The sequence below is a fragment of the Ruminococcus sp. 210702-SL.1.03 genome (genome assembly GCF_020559915.1).
In the GTDB taxonomy this organism is placed as follows: Bacteria; Bacillota; Clostridia; order Oscillospirales; family Ruminococcaceae; genus YE71.
Genome location: NZ_JAJCLZ010000017.1, coordinates 1 through 18,496, shown reverse-complemented (window position 1 = coordinate 18,496; position 18,496 = coordinate 1). Strand labels below are relative to the sequence as shown.

16 protein-coding genes and 1 tRNA gene are annotated in these 18,496 nt (G+C 52.5%); 4 read left to right on the top strand and 13 right to left on the bottom strand.

All coding sequences use genetic code 11. The annotated features are described in order from the left end of the window. Window positions 1-34 precede the first annotated feature (34 nt). Complete coding sequence (locus tag LI114_RS09620) at window positions 35-907, top strand: hypothetical protein (RefSeq protein ID WP_227220486.1); 873 nt, start codon at window positions 35-37, stop codon at window positions 905-907. A 48-nt stretch (window positions 908-955) separates the two neighbouring features. On the opposite strand, the gene LI114_RS09615 is transcribed toward LI114_RS09620, so the two are convergent. The 10 genes from LI114_RS09615 to LI114_RS09570 form a co-directional block, all read right to left on the bottom strand. Then, entirely contained in the window at window positions 956-1,813 is an 858-nt protein-coding gene (locus tag LI114_RS09615; protein WP_227220485.1) for a purine-nucleoside phosphorylase, read from the bottom strand. A 1-nt stretch (window position 1,814) separates the two neighbouring features. Continuing rightward, window positions 1,815-2,495 carry a tRNA (guanosine(46)-N7)-methyltransferase TrmB gene (gene trmB, locus LI114_RS09610; protein ID WP_227220484.1) on the bottom strand — a complete coding sequence of 227 codons (681 nt, stop codon included), beginning with the start codon at window positions 2,493-2,495 and terminating at the stop codon, window positions 1,815-1,817. A gap of 6 nt (window positions 2,496-2,501) precedes the next feature. Next, window positions 2,502-3,092: a hypothetical protein gene (locus LI114_RS09605; protein WP_227220483.1), complete on the bottom strand. Its 591-nt coding sequence runs from the start codon at window positions 3,090-3,092 to the stop codon at window positions 2,502-2,504. Then, on the bottom strand, window positions 3,092-4,327 hold the full coding sequence (locus tag LI114_RS09600) for a galactokinase (RefSeq protein ID WP_227220482.1): 1,236 nt from the start codon (window positions 4,325-4,327) through the stop codon (window positions 3,092-3,094). The genes LI114_RS09605 and LI114_RS09600 overlap by 1 nt, the downstream gene beginning before the upstream one ends. A gap of 139 nt (window positions 4,328-4,466) precedes the next feature. Further along, window positions 4,467-6,191: a phospho-sugar mutase gene (locus LI114_RS09595; RefSeq protein ID WP_227220481.1), complete on the bottom strand. Its 1,725-nt coding sequence runs from the start codon at window positions 6,189-6,191 to the stop codon at window positions 4,467-4,469. A 142-nt stretch (window positions 6,192-6,333) separates the two neighbouring features. After that, window positions 6,334-6,897 (bottom strand): ATP-binding cassette domain-containing protein, encoded by a 564-nt coding sequence (locus LI114_RS09590; RefSeq protein ID WP_227220480.1) that lies wholly within the window; start codon window positions 6,895-6,897, stop codon window positions 6,334-6,336. Then, window positions 6,894-8,423: a YifB family Mg chelatase-like AAA ATPase gene (locus LI114_RS09585; protein ID WP_227220479.1), complete on the bottom strand. Its 1,530-nt coding sequence runs from the start codon at window positions 8,421-8,423 to the stop codon at window positions 6,894-6,896. The genes LI114_RS09590 and LI114_RS09585 overlap by 4 nt, the downstream gene beginning before the upstream one ends. Window positions 8,424-8,458: 35 nt before the next feature. Beyond that, window positions 8,459-9,496, bottom strand: a complete 1,038-nt coding sequence (locus LI114_RS09580) for an alpha/beta fold hydrolase (protein WP_227220478.1) — start codon at window positions 9,494-9,496, stop codon at window positions 8,459-8,461. 66 nt (window positions 9,497-9,562) lie between these two features. Then, a complete protein-coding gene (locus tag LI114_RS09575; protein WP_227220477.1) occupies window positions 9,563-10,624 on the bottom strand; it encodes an SGNH/GDSL hydrolase family protein in 1,062 nt (353 codons plus the stop codon). Window positions 10,625-10,639: 15 nt separating this feature from the next. Continuing rightward, window positions 10,640-11,320 (bottom strand): hypothetical protein, encoded by a 681-nt coding sequence (locus LI114_RS09570; protein ID WP_227220476.1) that lies wholly within the window; start codon window positions 11,318-11,320, stop codon window positions 10,640-10,642. 212 nt (window positions 11,321-11,532) lie between these two features. Here LI114_RS09570 and LI114_RS09565 point away from each other — a divergent pair, with 212 nt between their 5' ends. Next, complete coding sequence (locus LI114_RS09565) at window positions 11,533-11,703, top strand: hypothetical protein (protein WP_227220475.1); 171 nt, start codon at window positions 11,533-11,535, stop codon at window positions 11,701-11,703. Window positions 11,704-11,799: 96 nt separating this feature from the next. After that, window positions 11,800-14,955 carry an isoleucine--tRNA ligase gene (gene ileS / locus LI114_RS09560; RefSeq protein ID WP_227220474.1) on the top strand — a complete coding sequence of 1,052 codons (3,156 nt, stop codon included), beginning with the start codon at window positions 11,800-11,802 and terminating at the stop codon, window positions 14,953-14,955. Between the two features lie 131 nt (window positions 14,956-15,086). On the opposite strand, the gene LI114_RS09555 is transcribed toward ileS, so the two are convergent. After that, window positions 15,087-15,686 (bottom strand): AAA family ATPase, encoded by a 600-nt coding sequence (locus LI114_RS09555; protein WP_227220473.1) that lies wholly within the window; start codon window positions 15,684-15,686, stop codon window positions 15,087-15,089. 275 nt (window positions 15,687-15,961) lie between these two features. On the opposite strand from LI114_RS09555, the gene LI114_RS09550 reads away from it, so the two are divergent. Next, window positions 15,962-17,719: a L,D-transpeptidase family protein gene (locus tag LI114_RS09550; RefSeq protein WP_227220472.1), complete on the top strand. Its 1,758-nt coding sequence runs from the start codon at window positions 15,962-15,964 to the stop codon at window positions 17,717-17,719. A 57-nt stretch (window positions 17,720-17,776) separates the two neighbouring features. Here LI114_RS09550 and LI114_RS09545 read toward each other — a convergent pair whose 3' ends face one another. Beyond that, on the bottom strand, window positions 17,777-18,220 hold the full coding sequence (locus LI114_RS09545; protein WP_227220471.1) for an RrF2 family transcriptional regulator: 444 nt from the start codon (window positions 18,218-18,220) through the stop codon (window positions 17,777-17,779). Between the two features lie 140 nt (window positions 18,221-18,360). Continuing rightward, a tRNA-Gly gene (locus LI114_RS09540) sits at window positions 18,361-18,436 on the bottom strand. Window positions 18,437-18,496: the final 60 nt, after the last annotated feature.

Here is an 18,496-nt window from a genome sequence, read left to right as displayed (position 1 = left end):
TCTGACGTGTATTGTCATCTTTTTAGTGGTTTTGATGGGCATATCTTACAACACTGCCGAACTGCCGTCAGATAATTTAAACTCGCAAGAGCAGTCCTCATCTGTTACTTTTAAGCAAAATGTGCAAAGTAAGTTAGACGATACTGAATATACCATAGAAAATGCTGACACGGACGGTAAATCTGTCGACCCCGACCTGCTTTACTCGCGCGGAGGAGTGTCGGTTCGGCTTATAGAGAGCGATCTTTCGCGGCAGACGCTGCGTTTTGAGATGACGAACGATTCGTCCGACGAGGTCATCATTTCGACCGACGCGGTGGCTGTGAACGGCTTTGTCAGCAGCGCCTACACTCTCGCTATCGTCGCGCCGAACAGCACAGAAACGCGCGTGCTGACGGGAATTTGTGACGATCTGCCTGAAAAGAAAGAGATAGACAGTGTTAGCCTGCGCTTTTTTATCGATAAAGACGACGGCGATGCGTACCTTAGCGAGCGGGTGAGCATTGTGTATGCAGATGGCGCACACTCTTACACGCCGCCTAAAAATGGCAAGCTGGTGTATGAGGGCGATGGGCTGAAAATTTGGTCGGTCGGCTCGGAAGTTGCGGAAAACTACGGCGAAAAGCGGCTTTGGCTGAAGTTTGTTTCCGAAAACAGCGGCGCTGAGCGTATGATCTCGCTGACTGAGATACGCGCTTTTGACAGCGCCGGCGCGCTGGTCAGCGCTGACTGCTTTAACAACGTGACTTTGCCGAGCGAAACGAGTGCGAACGCTTTTTTCATGCTGGAGGGCGACATTTTGGCGGTCAAAAAAGTCACACTGAAATTCCGTATTGAGGAAATCAAGGCAGGAACTGACTTTTACGGCGACTCGAAATTGTCCGACTCCATCGAAATTGAGATATAAAAAAACGTCCTGTTCCACGGCGGAGCAGGACGTTTGCTTTTTGTTAAGTTAAGAAATTCCCTCGGTCGAAATGTAGTCGGAAATGTTCTCGATAGCTTCGGCGATGAGCGCTTTGAAGCGTGGCGCGGCAGCGCTGGCTATCTGCTGAACCTCCTCATGCGTAAGAGGGTCTTTGCGAATGCCTGATGCTTGGTTAGGAATGCACGAAATTCCACAAACTTTCATTCCTGCGTGGCGCGCGGCGATCGCCTCGACCGCAGTGGACATTCCAACTGCGTCAACGCCCATCTTTCCGAGCATTCTGATCTCGGCAGGCGTTTCATATGAAGGTCCGGTCAGCTGAGCATAAACGCCCTGCTTGATGGATATATTTAACTCTTTAGCCGTATCGAGGATTATCTCGCAAAGCTTGTTATCATAAACATTGCTCATATCCGGAAAACGCGTGCCCAGCTCTTCGACATTCGTGCCAACGAGCGGGTTCGGTGCGAAAAGCGCAACGTGGTCGCGGATAAGCATAAAGTCGCCGGCGGAAAAATCAGGATTGATGCCGCCCGCAGCGTTGGTCAAAAACAGCACCTTCGCGCCCATCATGCGCAGCAGGCGGGCGGGAAGCACCACGTCGCTGATCGGGTAGCCCTCGTAGTAGTGCACGCGACCCTGCATGACGGCGACATTGACTCCGCCGACTGTTCCGAAAACGAACCTGCCTTTGTGCCCCGGCACGGTCGAAACGGGAAAGCCCTCGATCTCATCATAGTTTACTGAAACTTCCACATTTACCTTTTCGTCGGCGAATGCGCCAAGTCCCGAGCCGAGTACAAGCGCTATCTCGGGCACAAAATCGGTCTTTTCACGTACACTTTTTAGACAAGCTTCCAGCTTATTGTAAATAGAATTGCTCATATCAAATGCTCCTTTTCGGCTTCATCGCCTCGAGTCGGTAGATCGGCATGCCCTGCTCTGAGAAGCGCCGCTCGTACTCGGTCACGATGTTGCCCTCGAAATCTGAGTTGTGCAGATCGAGCGAAACGTTTTTCAGCCCCCACCCGCTCTGCGAAAACTCTGCGATTGAAAACTCAAAAAGCTGCATATTGTCCGTTTTCTGGTGTATCTCGCCACCGTCTTTCAGCAGTTTTTCGTATATCTGTAAAAAATTGCGATGCGTCAGACGGTGTGCCGCGTAGCTTTTTTTGGGGAACGGGCAGCTGAAATTCAGATAGATGCGCTCTGCCGAAAGCGGCTGCACATAGCAGTCGAGGTACTCCGCGCCGCCGCGCAGGTAGCGAATGTTCTCGATGCCCTCCGCCAGTGTTTTTTCCGCCGCGTCAACGATGACATTGCTGGCTTTTTCTACCGCCAAATAGTTGTACTGCGGCTCGCGCTTCGCCAGCTCGCGTATGAACTGCCCCTTGCCGCATCCGATCTCAAGCACTATCGGCTTGTCGTTGCCGAAGATCGCCTTGTAATCGAGCATATTTTCTGTATCTTTTACCGAAAAATCCCTGTTTTCGCGATCCATGAATATTATCATGTCGCCGCAGGCAGCTAGCCTTTCGTCAAGGTGCTTTTTTCTTCTCATTCTCATAATTGGTTATTTCCTTTTGCGGTTCATAATTTTTGACAGTCCACCGTGCTCAAAAAACTCCTGATCGGCGGTCAGCGTTACCCATTCGGCGAAGTTGCCGTCCAGCGGGTTCTCTATCGGGTAGATGTTCAGCATGACTTCCGGCTCGCCCGCGCCGCTGAATTTTGGCACGAACTTGAAAATAATTTGCTTGTTCATGCCGCCGCGCAGCTCGTCCTCCGTCACTGCGCCATCGGCAAAAATGTTGCCTTCCGCGCACTGCGGTATCTTGATCTCGCCGAATTTTGCACGCCAAACTTTTCCGCCGTCCTTGCGCTCAAAAAGCTCGGCTTTGCGGCGTATCGTCTTAACTCCCGCGCCCGCGGGGTAGGTCACGTCGATCATGTCGAGCGTCAGCTCGCCGCTGTCTGCTGCCTCGCCCGAAAGCGTGAACATCACGCCCTTTGAGGAAGCCGCGCCGTCGCTCTCAGCGCTTACGGAAAATGTCAGCCCGTCGATCATAACTGCGCCGCAGCTCGATTTTTTCAGCGCCACACGGCCAGCGTCGCGCTTCTGCATCGCGCGAACTATCATGTCGTTAAAGCTATTCTTTGCCATTACAGCGATACCTCAGTTCCGCCGAAAGGTCTTATCGAGAGCACATAGCAGCTTCCTTCGCCGAATACGCCCTCCATCGCCGACTTGAATTTCTCCAGCTTTTCTTCGGGCACGAATGCCTGTATAGTGCCTGCGAATCCGCCGCCGTGCACTCTGCAAGCGCCTTCGCCGCTGAGAACATCGCTTGCTATGTAAAGCGCGAGCGAAAGACCCTGCTCGGCGGGGTTAGATGAAGCATATATATTCTGTAAATACTTGTAAGAACTGTCGCCCGATTCGTTGATGAGTTTAAGGAATTTCTTGAAATCGTGCGATCTCAGCGCCGCAGCCTGCTTAACTACGCGCTCGTTGTCGCCGAAGAAATGCAGCGCTCTCAGTACAGCGCGGTCGCCAAGCTTTGCTCTCAGCGCCGCGATGTTCGCCATAACGTCCGCCTTGGTCAGCTCGCGCAGATAGTCCTTGCCGAAAAACTGCGCTACCGATCTCATCTCGGCGGGGATAGCGGCGTACTCGGGCGTGAGGTCTGAATGGCTGCCCTTTGTGTCAACTATGCAGAGGCGGTGTCCGCTGGCGGCGAAGTCAAAGTCTATCGCCTCAATAACGGGGTTCGCCGTGTCGGCAAAGTCGATGGTGATAAAGCTGCCGACCGATGAAGCCATCTGGTCCATCAGTCCCGAAGGCTTGCCGAAGTAAATGTTTTCCGCAAACTGCGAGATCTGCGCTATCTCAACGGGCGATACCGCGAAATCGTTGTACAGACCGCTGAGTATAGTGCCTATCAGCACTTCAAACGCGGCGGAGGAGGAAAGTCCCGAGCCTTTTAGCACGTTTGAGGTGGTGTAAGCGGTAAAGCCGCCGACCTTGTAGCCGCGGCGAAGCATACCTGCCGCAACTCCGCGTATCAGTGCGCAGGAAGTGTTTTCCTCTTCGTCCTTTATCTCGGTGTCGCTCGAGTCTACTGTGTCCATAGGGAAGCCCTGCGACTTTATGCGGATTATCCCATCGTCGGTGGGCACTACGGCGGCGATAACGTCCAGCGAAACGCCCGCGGCGAGCACTCTGCCGTTATTGTGGTCGGTATGATTTCCGCCGACCTCGGTTCTGCCTGGGGCGCTGAAAAAGCGCTGCGGCTTCATGCCGAAAAGCGCTTCAAATTCCTCTGCGGCGGCGGCATAGCGCTGAGCCTGTAATGGCGTTGCTTCCGCGCCGTAAATTTCTTTCAGTGTATGTATCATTTTCTAATACCTCCATAAAAGGCGTTGCCGCCGATATATCATTTTAATTATAACATATCCGCGCTGATTTTGCAATACCCGCGCCAAAAAAACAGCCGTTCCCACAAGAGAACGGCTGTGTATTTATGCAATTTTTCGCTTAGAAACCAAGTATTTTCTTGAAGTCGCCCGCTATGGTAGCTTCCAGCTTCTTAGCAGCCTCTCTGCTCTCGCCGATGGTGGTGTAGTAAGCCTTTATCTTAGGCTCAGTACCCGAGGGACGAATGATAACAGAAGCGTTCTGCTCAAGGCGGAATGCCAGTACGTCAGACTTCGGCAGGGTGATCTCGGTCTTTGCGCCGGTAGCGAGGTCTACCTCTTCCGAAGCCATGTAGTCGCCAAATCTCAGTACCTTGAGTCCGCCGATCTCCTTCGGGGTATTGGTGCGCAGGTCAGCCATGATCTCCTTCATGCGCTCCATTCCGCTCGCACCTTCGCAAACGAAGGACTCCTGTGAGTGGAGGTAGTTGCCGTACTTAGCGTACATCTTATCTCTTGCTTCCAGCAGCGAGATGCCCTTAGTTCTGTAAAATGCAGCCATTTCGCAGATCAGCATAGAAGCTACTACTGCGTCCTTGTCGCGTACATAAGAGCCTGCGAGGTAGCCGTAGCTCTCTTCAAAGCCGAAGATGTATCTTGCGTCCTCGCCCTTAGCCTCGAGGAAGCCTATCTGCTCGCCGATGAATTTGAAGCCGGTGAGAACTTCTCTCAGCTCTACGCCGTACTCCTCAGCCATCTTGCTTACGATGTCGGTGGTAACGATGGTCTTTACAGCTACGGGGTGCTCGGGCATAGTGCCGAGTGCCTTGCGTTCGTGGCAGATGTACTCCATAAGCAGCGCGCCGACTTCGTTGCCGGAGAAGAGAACGTAGTCGCCTGCGGGTGAGGGAACTGCTATGCCTACTCTGTCAGCGTCGGGGTCGGTAGCCAGCAGCAGGTCGGGCTTTACAGTTTCGCAAAGCTTAAGACCGTAAGCGAGAGCTTCCTTTATCTCAGGGTTCGGGAAGGGGCAGGTGGGGAAGTTTCCGTCGGGGTTCTCCTGCTCGGGAACTACGGTAACGTCCTTTATGCCGATCTTCGAGAGTATAGCGCGTACAGGCTTGTTGCCGGTACCGTTGAGGGGGGTGTAAACTACTTTGAGTCCGCTTTCGGCAACGAGGTCGGTATGTATGCCCTGCTCCATTACCTTAGCGAGGTAAGAGTCGATGCAGTCCTGCTCGATGTACTGTATCATGCCGCTGGCAAGACCTTCCTCAAAGGAAACTATCTTAGCGCCGCCGAACATGGGCACGTCGTTTATCTTGCCGATAACGGTGTTTGCAACGTCGAGGGTGATCTGGCAGCCGTCAGCGCCGTAAACCTTGTAGCCGTTGTACTTAGCGGGGTTGTGCGAAGCCGTTACCATGATACCTGCGGATGCGCCGAAGTAGCGTACAGCGTAGGAGAGCATGGGGGTAGGCATAAGCTCTTTGTAAATATATACCTTTATACCGTTCGCAACGAGAACTCTTGCAGCCTCTTTAGCGAAAACGTCAGATTTTATTCTCGAGTCGTAGGAGATAGCTACCGAGCCTTTTTCAAAGTCGCCGTTTACGTAGTCGGCAAGACCCTGAGTAGCGCGGCGGATGGTGTAGATGTTCATGCGGTAGCTGCCTGCGCCGATAACGCCGCGAAGGCCGCCCGTGCCGAATTCGAGATCTCTGTAAAAGCGGTCGAGTATAGCGTCGTTGTCGCCCTCTATGCTTTTCAGCTCGGTCTGAAGATCAGCGTCGTCGGTAGCCTTTTCGCACCATAATTTGTACAAAGACATGATTTCGTCTGTCATTTCAATATCACCTCATAAAAAAATCTTTGTCAGCGCAGCGCTTTAGCGAACGCGCGCCGTTTTTTTTTCTCATTCATGATTTAATTATATCATATCGGTAGAATATTTTCCAGTGTTTTCGGCACTTTTAAAAGTTTGTTCATTAAATTTTGTCGGTTTTTACACCGATAACGTTTTCTTCGTCGGCGAATTTGTGCGCGGCAAGTTTTTTGTATATTTCGTCAAGCTGTTTTTGATTTTTTGCGACAAGCGTTTTTTCGCCGTAGCGTTCCATAATGTCGAGGTAGTCCGCCATTTTTTCTTTAGAGCGTCCGCCGAAAAGCACCCATTTTATAAACTTAGCGTCAAGTTTTTCTTGGCAGCCAATAGTCATATCCGGTCGCGATCTTCCTTTGTACATTCTATATCTGCGATATACTCGGCGCAGGCTGGCGGCTCTGCTAAAAAGCAGCAAAACTATAAGCTCAGCTTCATCCATTCGCCGCTGATACTCCAATTTTGTGTAATTACCGTCGATTATCCATGACGTGTGCGAGTCGAGAAATTCTTTTACCATGCGCTCTTTTTCTTCTTTTGCGCGTATTTGCCAGTTCGCCTCAAAATGCACCTTATCCATGTGCATCACGTCTGTGTCCAGAGCTTTTCCAAGATTTCTTGCAAGCGTAGATTTTCCCGAGCCGCTGTGCCCGATTATAGCTATCCTCATGTCGCCCAATACTTTCTGTCCAGCGTGCGGTAGCCTGCCGCTTCGATTATGTGCCTGTCCTCTATCAGCTCGGAATTTTCAAGGTCGGCGGCGGTGCGGGCTACTTTAAGTATCTTGTCGTAGGCGCGTGCCGAAAGCCCAAAGGCTTCAAATACCGTTTTCAGCGCGTCCTTAGCGTCATTCGTCATAACGCACACTTCGCTCATCATGTCGGGCGTTATCTTCGCGTTGCATGTTATATCCGTGCCCGCGAAACGGCGGTTCTGAATGTCGCGCGCCGCCTGCACCCTCTCGCGTATAGCCGATGAAGGCTCGGCTTTTTCTTTTGAGGCTAGGTCGGAAAACTCTACCGCCGCCGCTTCGCAATGTATGTCAAGTCGGTCGAGCAGCGGGCCTGATATGCGCGAAAGGTAGTTTTCTACTTTCTTAGCGCCGCAGGTGCATTTGCGCGTAGGGTGGCCGTAATATCCGCAGGGACATGGGTTCATCGCCGCCAGCAGCATTACCGAGCTGGGGTATGTCACCGTGCCCGCCGCGCGAGATATTGTAACTTTTCCGTCCTCTAGCGGCTGGCGCAGTATCTCTAGCGCGTTTCGCGAAAATTCGGGCAGCTCGTCTAAAAAGAGCACGCCGTTGTGCGCCAGCGAGATCTCTCCCGGCCGCGGTATAGTGCCGCCGCCCGAAAGTCCCGCCGTAGATACCGTGTGGTGCGGCGCGCGGAAAGGCCGGCTGGTTATAAGCGGGTGCTCTGGGTCTATCTCGCCCGCTACCGAGTAAACGTTCGTCGCGGAGATGGCTTCGTCAAAGGTCATGCGCGGCAGTATAGACGGCAGCGCCTTTGCGAGCATTGATTTTCCCGAACCCGGCGGGCCTATCAGCAGCGCGTTGTGCCCGCCCGCGGCAGCCACCTCGAGCGCGCGCTTTGCAAGCTCCTGACCCTTTATGTCGCAGAAATCGCAGCCGTCCGCTGCCTGCTCAAAATCGGGCTGATACTCGGGCTGCGGCGTTATCTTCTTCTTGAAATAAAAGTGCGCGACAAGCGTTCGCAGGTCGGGCACGCCGTAGACCTTTATGCCCGAAACTACCGAAGCTTCGGCGGCATTGTCGGCGGGCACGAATATCTCGCTGCAGCCCAGCTTCTGCGCCAAGATCGTCATTGGCAGCACGCCGCGTACCGCGCGTATCTCGCCGCCCAGCGATACTTCGCCGATGAAAGCGGCGTTTTCCACCGCGCTTTTCTTTATCCAGCCCTGCACCATGCAGAGCGCCGCGGCTATCGCTAAGTCGTGCACCGTGCCAGTCTTGCGCACATCGGCGGGGGCAAGGTTCACCACTACGCGCTGTTCGGGAAAATTCAGCCCCGTGGTGCGGAAAGCGCTCTTTAACCTCTCGCGGCACTCGCGCACGGCGGCGTCGGCAAGGCCTATTATCTGAAAGTCGGGAAGCTCGCTGCTGCCTTCTATCTCGGCGGTAACGGGAAAAGCGTTCAGCCCCGTAAGCCCCATGCTCTTTACTTTATAAAACATCTGTCATCACCTATGCTGTCCGGAAATTTGTACAATTAGTCGGACAAATTCGCGCCGATAAATTCGAGTATATCGCCGTAAACTTCCTCGCGGCAAAGCTCGTTCAGCAGCTCGTGCCGCGCACCTTCGTAAAGTTTCATCGAAGCGTCGCAGCGGTATTCGCAGAGCTTTTCGTAAACGCTGCGCACGCCTTTACCGTAGTTGCCAACGGGGTCGGCGTCGCCCGCGAGAAGCAGCAGCGGCAGGTCTTTGCGCAGATTTGTGTACCACTTGTCGTTTGAAACGTACCAAAGTACCTCTGCCAGATTTATGAAGCCGTTGACGGTGAAAATAAAGGTGCAAAGCTGGTCGGCGGCGTATTTTTCAACTATCTCTTCGTCGCGCGAGATCCAGTCGTACTCGGTGCGGCAGTTCTCTATGCGCTCATTGTTACGACCAAATCCCAGCTTGTTCAGCAGCTCGCTGCGGTATCTTTCGCCTTTTACTTTTTTGAGTATCTCGCCCTGCGTTAGCATAGCCGTTATCGCCGCTCTGCCGAGGTTCGTTTCCTTGCCTGTAAGCTTTGAGGTCAGCCTGCCTGCGAAGCCCGCGCCCTTTTCGATGATGTCAGCCGCGGCGGATTCAAAGCCGTCAGCCGTGCCGATGAAAATAAAAGAGCGGCACTCGCTGCCGTGGCGCAGAGCGTAAGCCCTCGCGAGGAAGCTGCCCATGCTGTGGCCCACCATGAAAAACGGCAGGGCAGGGAAGCGCTTTTTCATTATTTTGGTCAGCGTGTGCAGGTCGGCGACGGCGTTCTGCCAGCCGTTTTCGGGCGAAAAATAGCCAAGGTCGGCGGGGTCTGCGGCAGTCTTGCCGTGGCCTAGATGGTCGTTGCCGAAAGCCGCGAAGCCGTTTTGCGCCAGATACGCCATGAAATCGCGGTAACGGTCGATGTATTCGCACATACCGTGCGAGATCTGCACCGCGCCCTTTATCTCGCCTTTGGGGATCGCGGCGATGTATCGGCAGCGGTGAACGCCGTCGGCACTGTCAAAATAATTTTCTTCAAAAGTAAGATCCTGTATATCAGCCATAACGTGCAGTCCTTTCTAGTTTATATTTAATAGTATAAACAGCCGCGGCGGTAAAATTTGCGCCGCTTAGTCCCAGCCCAGCGTTTCTTTTATTATCATTGTGAGGTACTTCGCCGCCTTTTCGTGGGTGGCTTCGGTGGGGTGCCAGTTTGCGGCAACGCCGTCCTTTTCTGTATCCTGCTCAAAGAATTTCACGGTGAAAACCTTGCGGTCGCCTGTTTCGGCGCAGTAAGCGGCGGCGGCGCGCGCCAGCGGCAGGTATATGCGCGTGCCCATTATGCCCACTCCGCAGAATATTACAGAGTCGGGGTTGAGCCTGCGCACCTCTTTGAGAAATTTCACATACTCCGCCTGATAATCAGCGCGGCGGTCGGCAAAATCGCGGCAGTAGCTGTCGTCGTTAGTGCCGAGGTTTATCACGATTATGTCGGGCACGAAGCGCGAGAAATCCCAGGCAACGTCCTGCGGCTTTACCCCGCCGAAACTTCCGCGCGAGTAGCCGAGGCTCTCGTAAAACTGCGGCAGGCGCTGGTCTTCCAGCTTAACGTCGCCCTCGGTGTATCCCGTGATTATGCCGTAGCCGCTGGCAGAAAACATACTGTAATCCGCGTTCAGCATACGGGCGGTCTTGTAGGCGTAGGCGCGGGTGACGTCCTCGGTCGCGGTCTTGAACTGGTGCTCGGCCACCTCGTCGTCAACACCGTAGCCGCAGGTTATAGAGTCGCCGATGAATTCCATCTTCAGCGGTCTTTCCGCCGCGGGAACAATGCTTGCGCCATCGTCAGTTTCCAGAGGCTTCACGCCCGCCGCCGACATCGGGCTTTCGGTAAGCTTTATCACCTGCACGTTCGCGGTAACAGGCTCTTCGCTGTCGATAACGCATACGGTCTTTTCGTCGGTATCGAGCATTTCATCTGCTTTGCGCACGCCGTCAACAAAGACCGCTGCGCGCGCTATCTCGTTCTGGTCGCCGTGGGCGATCTCGTCGGCAACGAAAGTAACGCTGAGCTTTTTGCCCGTAAACACAAACTCCGCGCCCGTGCCCGAAAGCCCGAGCCAAAGCGTATCGCCGATGAGCATAGTTCTTCCTACAAGTTTAACATTATTTTGATCTGCTGTAAATTTCATAACTTTTCTCCTGCTTCAAATTAGTTCCATATCGCCGAGCGAGCAAAGCTCCTGACCGTCGAAAATGCAGTGGTCGGTGTGCTCCAGCTGGTTCACGGCGGCAAATTTCGCCGCCATCGCCGCAAAGGTCATCTCCTGCATCAGCGAAATATCCTCGGGGCGTGCCGTACAGCGGATAGTCACGAGTTTGCCCTTGCACCGCGGAACGATATGCCGCAGGGCGTTTTCGGGAGCTTCATAAAGCGTTTCGTCCGCCTTGAATGCGCGGCAGCCCAGCGCGCCGTTTTCCGTTTCGTAGATGACTGCCGTGACCTCGCCTTTCAGCTCGGCAGCACGGAGTATCCTGCAAAGTCTGGCGCTGTCGGTGATGTCCGCGACCACCGGCTCGGCGAACTGCGCCGCCATATCGAGCAGCGCACCGTAAAAGCGCATCTGCCGCGCGGCGGAAATATCCACGTTCTCGATCTCGCAGAGCCGCTCTTCGTGTGCTTTCAGCATAGCTTCGGTACATGAAAAAAAACCGAGCAGGGCGTGGGCTATCTCGTTGGTATTCCTGCGGCGATAGCAGCCGAAAAGCAGCATTTCAAGCAGTTCATGATCTTCAAACGAATCAAAGCTCATGCCGTCTGCCGCGAAGCGCCTTCTCATACGCTCGCGGTGACCTGCGTGCACTGTTTTGCCGCCTGACGCGCCCATGCCAAACACCCCTTTCCCGACTGTTGTCTATACACATTTATTATAGCATTTTTTTCCGAAGATGTAAAGGGGGCAAAAGGGGGCAATGGGGAAAATATTTGGCGCGGCGGTACACAAAAAATTAACAAACGCCCCTTGACAACGCCTTAAAGCTTTGTTATAATAGATTTATATAGCTAAAGACTGTGACGAAGACAGTAGGCATTGTTTTTATGGGAAATACCTCAGCGAGCCGCGGAGGGTGTGAGCGCGGCGTGAGTACCGCTTTGCCGAATATCACTTCCGAGTTGCAGAGCAGAACCACGAAGGTCGTTTACAGCTTTCGCCCAGTAAGCTCCGCCGCTTTTTCCGCGTTAAAGGAAACGCATATGCAGGTATGCTGAAACAGGTGGTTTAAAAAACGTAAGCTTTTGCGCTTTCGTCCCTATTTCGGGCGAAAGCCTTTTTTATTGCAGACGTAACTGAAAGGAATGATTAAAGTGTACAAAAAAGTGGACACTAATCTGAACTTCGTTCAGAGAGAAAAAGAGGTCGAGCACTTTTGGGAAGAGAACAATATCTTTGAAAAAAGTATCGACTCCAGAAAAAAAGGCGAATCGTATGTCTTTTATGACGGCCCTCCTACCGCTAACGGAAAGCCGCATATAGGCCACGTTCTTACCCGCGCTATCAAGGATATGATACCCCGCTACCGCGCTATGAAGGGCTATCAAGTTCCCCGTAAGGCGGGCTGGGATACCCACGGTCTGCCCGTAGAGCTTGAGGTAGAGAAAATGCTCGGCCTTGACGGCAAGGAGCAGATAGAGGAATACGGCTTAGAGCCTTTCATCAAAAAGTGCAAGGAGTCCGTTTGGAAGTATAAAGGTATGTGGGAGGATTTCTCCGGCACAGTAGGCTTCTGGGCGGATATGGAGCACCCCTACGTTACCTACGATAATAACTTTATAGAGTCGGAATGGTGGGCTTTAAAGCAGATATACGATAAGGGTCTGCTGTATAAGGGCTTTAAGATAGTTCCTTACTGCCCCCGCTGCGGAACGCCCCTTTCTTCTCACGAAGTTGCGCAGGGCTATAAGACCGTTAAAGAGCGCTCGGCTGTAGTAAGATTTAAGATAAAGGGCGAGGACGCTTACTTCCTCGCTTGGACGACCACCCCCTGGACTCTTTCTTCCAACGTTGCTCTCTGTGTAAACCCCGACGAAACATACTGCCGCGTAAAGGCTGCCGACGGCTATACCTATATCATGGCTGAGGCTCTGCTCGACCGCGTTCTCGGCAAACTCGCCGAAGATGGCAAGGCCGCTTACGAAGTTCTTGAAACTTACAAGGGCACCGACCTCGAATATAAAGAATACGAGCCGCTTTACGAGTGCACGGGCGTGTGCGCCGAAAAGCAGCATAAGAAAGGCTTTTACGTTACCTGCGATAATTACGTTACCATGACCGACGGTACAGGTATAGTTCACATCGCCCCCGCTTTCGGTGAGGACGACTCTAAGGTCGGCAAGAAGTACGACCTGCCTTTCGTACAGTTCGTAGACGGCAAGGGCGATCTTACCGCCGAAACTCCTTACGCGGGTATGTTCGTAAAGGACGCCGACCCCGTAGTTCTTAAAGACCTCGACGCTCAGGGCAAGCTTTTTGAAGCGCCTAAGTTCGAGCACGAGTATCCTCACTGCTGGCGCTGCGGCTCTCCGCTCATCTATTACGCGAGAGATACTTGGTTCATCAAGATGACCGACGTTAAGGACAGACTTATCGCAAATAACGATACTATAAACTGGATACCCGAGAGCATCGGCAAGGGACGTTTCGGCGACTGGCTGAAAAACGTTCAGGACTGGGGCATCTCGAGAAACCGCTACTGGGGTACTCCTCTTAATATCTGGGAGTGCGAGTGCGGCCACCGCCATTCCATCGGCTCTATCGAAGAGCTGAAGTCTATGTCGGATAACTGCCCCGATGATATTGAGCTTCACCGCCCGTACATCGACGCCGTTACCATAAAGTGCCCCGAATGCGGCAAGCAGATGAAGCGCGTTCCCGAAGTTATCGACTGCTGGTTCGATTCCGGCTCTATGCCTTTTGCTCAGCACCATTATCCTTTTGAGAACAAAGAGCTTTTTGAAGCGCAGTTCCCCGCAGACTTTATTTCTGAGGCGGTGGATCAGACGCGCGGCTGGTTTTACTCGCTGCTCGCTATCTCTACCCTTATCTTCGACAAAGCGCCGTATAAGAACGTTATAGTTCTCGGACTGGTGCAGGACGAAAACGGCCAGAAGATGTCGAAGTCGAAGGGCAACGCGGTAGATCCTTTCGAGGCTCTCCAGCAGTACGGCGCTGACGCTATCCGCTGGTACTTCTACACCAATTCCGCACCTTGGCTGCCTAACAAGTTCCACGGCAAGGTAGTTACCGAGGGTCAGAGAAAGTTTATGGGCACTCTTTGGAACACCTACGCTTTCTATGTACTCTACGCTGAGATAGATAAATTCGACCCGACCAAGCACAATATAGAGTACGATAAGCTTTCCGTAATGGATAAGTGGCTGCTTTCCAAGATGAACTCTATGGTAAAGGCTGCCGATGATAATCTTAATAATTACCGCATACCCGAAGCTGCAAAGGCTATGCAGGATTTTGTAGACGACCTCTCGAACTGGTACGTTCGCCGCGGCAGAGAAAGATACTGGGCGGTGGGCATGAGCCAGGATAAGGTAAACGCCTACATGACCCTCTGGACAGCCCTCTGCACCCTCTGCAAGTGCGCAGCTCCTATGGTGCCTTTCATCACCGAGGAGATCTATCAGAATATAGTAAGAAGCGTTGACGCTGCCGCCCCCGAGAGCATACACCTCTGCGATTATCCCGCGGTGGACGAGAGCATGGTAGACCTCAAGCTCGAGAGCGATATGGACGAAGTACTCGATATAGTAGTTCTCGGCAGAAGCGCGAGAAACGGCGCAAATCTGAAAAACCGCCAGCCGCTGAACGTAATGTATGTAAAGGCAGACCACGCGCTCGACAGCTACTATGTAGACATTATCCGCGATGAGCTGAACCTCAAAAAGGTAGAGTTCTCGGACGATGTTTCGGCGTATATCGACTACAAGTTCAAGCCGCAGCTCAAGACCCTCGGTCCTAAGTACGGCAAAAATCTGGGCGAGATCCGCACGCAGCTCAGCGAGCTTACAGGCACGGCTAGCCACTCCGCTATGGACGAGCTGAACAAAAACGGCTTCATCAAGCTCAATATCTCGATAGGCGGGATCACCCTCTTCAAGGAAGATCTGCTTATAGAGTCTGAGCAGAAAGCGGGCTTCTTCACCCTCACCGACGGCGGCGTTACCGTAGCCATCGACACCGAGCTTACTCCTGAGCTTATAGAAGAGGGCATGGTGCGCGAAGTTATAAGCAAGCTCCAGACCATGAGAAAAGATTCGGGCTTCGAGGTAATGGATCACATCAAGGTAGCCGTAAGCGGCAGCGAAAAGGTGCTCGGCATTATCGAGAAGAACAAGGAGCAGATAGCTCACGATGTTCTCGCTGAGGACATTTCGGCGGCGGACGCTGAAAACGCCAAGGAATGGGACATCAACGGCGAAAAGGTAGCTATCGCAGTAGAAAAGGTCTAAGGCATTTGATTTTGACATCATAATATAGAAAAATACCCCTGTCGGCTCGGCGGGGGTATTTTCATGCAAAAAAACAGAGCGCACGGAAACTGCCCCATGCGCTCTGCCTTTATATCAGTAATTATCGAACGTTATTTGCTCTTTTCTATCATCTCGGCGATAATATCCGCGCAGCCCTCAAAGCCGAGCCTGCCGCTGTTTAAGCAGATGTCGTAGCTGGACATAGCGTCCCACTCGCGCTGAGTGTTGGTTCTGTAGTAATCGGCGCGCTTTTTATCCATCTTGCGCAGCAGCGAGGGTGCGTCCTCGTAGGAAATATCGTGGCACTCCATAGCGTGCTGCATACGGTTCTCCTGACTTGAATACACGAAAACGCTCAGCGCAGGCACGTTGTTTTTGAGTATGAAGCCCGCGCATCTGCCGACGATTATGCAGGGCTCTTTCTTCGCAAGCTCGGTGATTATATCAGCCTGCGCCGCGAAAACTATCTCGCTCATGTTCTGCTTGCGGTCTATACCGCTGCGAAACGTTACGGGCGAGAAAAGCGGGCTTACCAGCGTTTCCTCGTACTTCGCTATCTCTTCGTAAGTAACGCCCAGCTTCGCCGCAGTAAGCTCGGCAAGCTCTTTATCGTAGCAGGAAATGCCCAGCCGCTTTGCCGCGAGCTTAGCTATCTCTCTTCCGCCGCTGCAATACTGCCGCTGAATGGCGGCTACTCTTATCTTTGCCATATGTATCCTCTCCTCTGCCATAGATCATCTTTAAAATAATTATAAACTAATTTTTAATAGATTTCAATTACATTATTATTACAATTTGTTACACTTTATCTGTTTTTCCGACACACGTTACAGATATGTTACAATTATTAGAAAGTGTTTAAAATCTTTCTTTGCTACTTGAAATTTTACGGCGGGTGTGCTATAATGAAATTTGTCGGATAACAGAATAATTATTGACATAAATAAGGAAAGCATGAATTGCGAGAAAGGAATGTGTAGAAAGAATGGCGTCTAAAGAAGCCGCAGATAACGGCATCAAAAACGGCGGTACACCCCGCCCTAAGCCTAACCCGAATTTCGCGCCCGCAGGTCAAGCACGCTCGGCGCGCACAAACGCAGCCCCGCAGCACCGTCCCTCGGGGCAGCGCGCTGCTAACGGTCAGCCCGTACACTCGGGCGCGCGCCCCGCAGGCAGCCGTCCGCAGGGTCAGCGCTCCGCTTCGGGCAGACCCGCCCCGCAGGCTGTAAGAAAAACAGACAGCGGCACGAGAAACGCAAACGCCGCAAAGCCCCGCTCGGCTCAGGGCGGCAAGCAGCAGCACAAAAAGCGCCGCAGAAAGAAGAGCCGCGCTCCGCAGATAGCCCTCGCTTCGGTACTCTGCATAGCGGGTGCAGGCGTGCTCGCTTACTTCGCGGGCTACGCGTATTACAAGGATAAGTTTACGGCGAATACTTTCGTCAACGGCGTAGAGGTCAGCGGAAAGACCTTTGCCGAGGCTTCAAAGCTTTTCGAGCACGAGGAAGTTCCCGATGCGCTAGAGGTGATACGTCCTTCGGGCGAAACGGTGGATATACAGCTAAGCTCGATAAATTATTCGTACAGCTACGAAAAAGAGCTGAAAAAGGTCTACGACGATATAGACCGCAAGAGCTGGTTCGCCGCGCTGCTCAGCAAGACCGATTACACATTCACCGACGTTGCTTCTTACGATAAGAACAAGCTGGTGCAGGAGATGGAAAGCTCTGACTGGGGCAGCAACGTCAACGAAAACGCCAAGCTGCGCACTAATGACGACGGCTACTACATAGTTCCCGAGGTGCAGGGCGACGTTTTTGATATGACCGAGCTGGAAAAGTACGTTATAAAATGCCTGGATAAGGGAAGCTATACGGTAGAGGGCGTAGATTCTGGCGCTTACACCGCTCCCGATACCGTTTCGGGCGACCTTGAGGCTAAGCTTGAAACGCTCAATAAGCTTTGGAACGTAAAGATAAAATACGATTTCAATTACACTAAGGAAACGCTCACGGGCAAGCAGCTCACCAAGATGGTTCACGTCAAGCGCGACGGTAGCTATACGGTGGACGAGGACGCCTGCATGAAGTACATCGAAAAGCTCGCCAGAAAGTACGATACTTACAATACCGAGCGAAAGTTTAAGGCTACTATACAGGGCAAGATCACCGTGCCGATAAGCTCTGACGCTAAGTACGGCTGGTGGCTCGACCAGCAGCAGACCTGCGATCAGCTCGTCGGACTCATCAAAAAGGGCAAGACCAAGAAAAAGGTAGAGCCTATCTACTATTCGCATGGCAACTACGAATTTACGGGTCTTGCTTCCGCAAGAAGCAAGAATGACGATATAGGCAAGACTTACCTCGAGGTAGACCTTACCAATCAGCAGTTCTGGTACTACAAAAAAGGCAAGAAGATAAGATCGGGCTACATAGTTTCTGGTCAGACGACTTCCGAAGCACGCACTACTCTTCCCGGCGTTTACAAAGTATGGCAGAAGGCTACCAACTACCGCATGAAGGATTCCAACGCCGACGGCGATACTTGGGACACCACCTGCAACTACTGGAACAGAATAGCCATAGTCGGCATAGGCATGCACGATTCGACATGGCGCGGCGGCGCATTTGGCGGAGATATTTACAAGTACAACGGCTCGCACGGCTGTATCAACATGACCTACGACGACGCGAAGTACATCTACGATAACGTCGCGATGGGCACGCCTGTTGTAATGTACTACTGATAAAAAATAAGACCGGACGTTTTAAAAGGCGTTCGGTCTTTTTGTATCTATATGCTCTTAAATAACGTAATCGTCCGCGGGCGAATTTGCCGCCTGATTGTCGAGAATATCTTGAAGCGTTATGGAATCTACCGTTTCGTTTATGGCATCGTAAAGCTTCTGCCAAACGAAAAGGGTAGGGCAGACTTCCTGACGCGGGCATTCGTTGACCTCATTATCCAGACAGGCTACGGGCGAGAGCGTGCCCTCAGTCAACCGCAGTATCATTCCTACGGTGTAGTGCTCGGGCGGGTAAGCCAGGCGGTAGCCGCCCTGTGAGCCGCGCAGGCTCTTGACGTACCCCGCTCTGCTCAGCGCAGTGATTATCTGCTCTAAATATTTCACCGAGATCTGTTGGCGCTCGGCGATCTTTTTCAGCGGCACGTTTTCCTCAGTGGTCTGGTGCTGCGCCAGATCTATCATCATTCTCAGGGCGTACCTGCCCTTAGTTGAAATGTGCATTATACTTCCTCCAATTCAAAAACCGCAGGACGTTAATTCCTACTAAGTATATTATATAACAGTAAATTCGATTTGTCAAGCAGGAAAGCGCCGAGTATAACAAAAAAACCTGCTCTTTTTTAAAGAACAGGTTTAATATGTGGAGCGGATTACGAGGCTCGAACTCGCTACCTCCACCTTGGCAAGGTGGCGCTCTACCAGATGAGCTAAATCCGCATAAATGCCTCCGGACGGAATCGAACCATCGACACGGGGATTTTCAGTCCCCTGCTCTAC

Bases quoted from the DNA above. Each gene is read 5' to 3' on its own strand.
- LI114_RS09555 (WP_227220473.1), bottom strand. From the start codon at position 15,686: ATGGCAAAGATAAGAGTAGCCGCCATTCAGCGGCAGTATTGCAGCGGC.
- LI114_RS09585 (WP_227220479.1), bottom strand. From the start codon at position 8,423: ATGTTTTATAAAGTAAAGAGCATGGGGCTTACGGGGCTGAACGCTTTT.
- LI114_RS09575 (WP_227220477.1), bottom strand. From the start codon at position 10,624: ATGAAATTTACAGCAGATCAAAATAATGTTAAACTTGTAGGAAGAACT.
- trmB (WP_227220484.1), bottom strand. From the start codon at position 2,495: ATGAGAATGAGAAGAAAAAAGCACCTTGACGAAAGGCTAGCTGCCTGC.
- LI114_RS09545 (WP_227220471.1), bottom strand. From the start codon at position 18,220: ATGCACATTTCAACTAAGGGCAGGTACGCCCTGAGAATGATGATAGAT.
- LI114_RS09615 (WP_227220485.1), bottom strand. From the start codon at position 1,813: ATGAGCAATTCTATTTACAATAAGCTGGAAGCTTGTCTAAAAAGTGTA.
- LI114_RS09620 (WP_227220486.1), top strand. From the start codon at position 35: ATGGGCATATCTTACAACACTGCCGAACTGCCGTCAGATAATTTAAAC.
- LI114_RS09550 (WP_227220472.1), top strand. From the start codon at position 15,962: ATGGCGTCTAAAGAAGCCGCAGATAACGGCATCAAAAACGGCGGTACA.
- LI114_RS09605 (WP_227220483.1), bottom strand. From the start codon at position 3,092: ATGGCAAAGAATAGCTTTAACGACATGATAGTTCGCGCGATGCAGAAG.
- LI114_RS09595 (WP_227220481.1), bottom strand. From the start codon at position 6,191: ATGACAGACGAAATCATGTCTTTGTACAAATTATGGTGCGAAAAGGCT.
- LI114_RS09570 (WP_227220476.1), bottom strand. From the start codon at position 11,320: ATGGGCGCGTCAGGCGGCAAAACAGTGCACGCAGGTCACCGCGAGCGT.
- LI114_RS09565 (WP_227220475.1), top strand. From the start codon at position 11,533: ATGGGAAATACCTCAGCGAGCCGCGGAGGGTGTGAGCGCGGCGTGAGT.
- LI114_RS09600 (WP_227220482.1), bottom strand. From the start codon at position 4,327: ATGATACATACACTGAAAGAAATTTACGGCGCGGAAGCAACGCCATTA.
- LI114_RS09580 (WP_227220478.1), bottom strand. From the start codon at position 9,496: ATGGCTGATATACAGGATCTTACTTTTGAAGAAAATTATTTTGACAGT.
- LI114_RS09590 (WP_227220480.1), bottom strand. From the start codon at position 6,897: ATGAGGATAGCTATAATCGGGCACAGCGGCTCGGGAAAATCTACGCTT.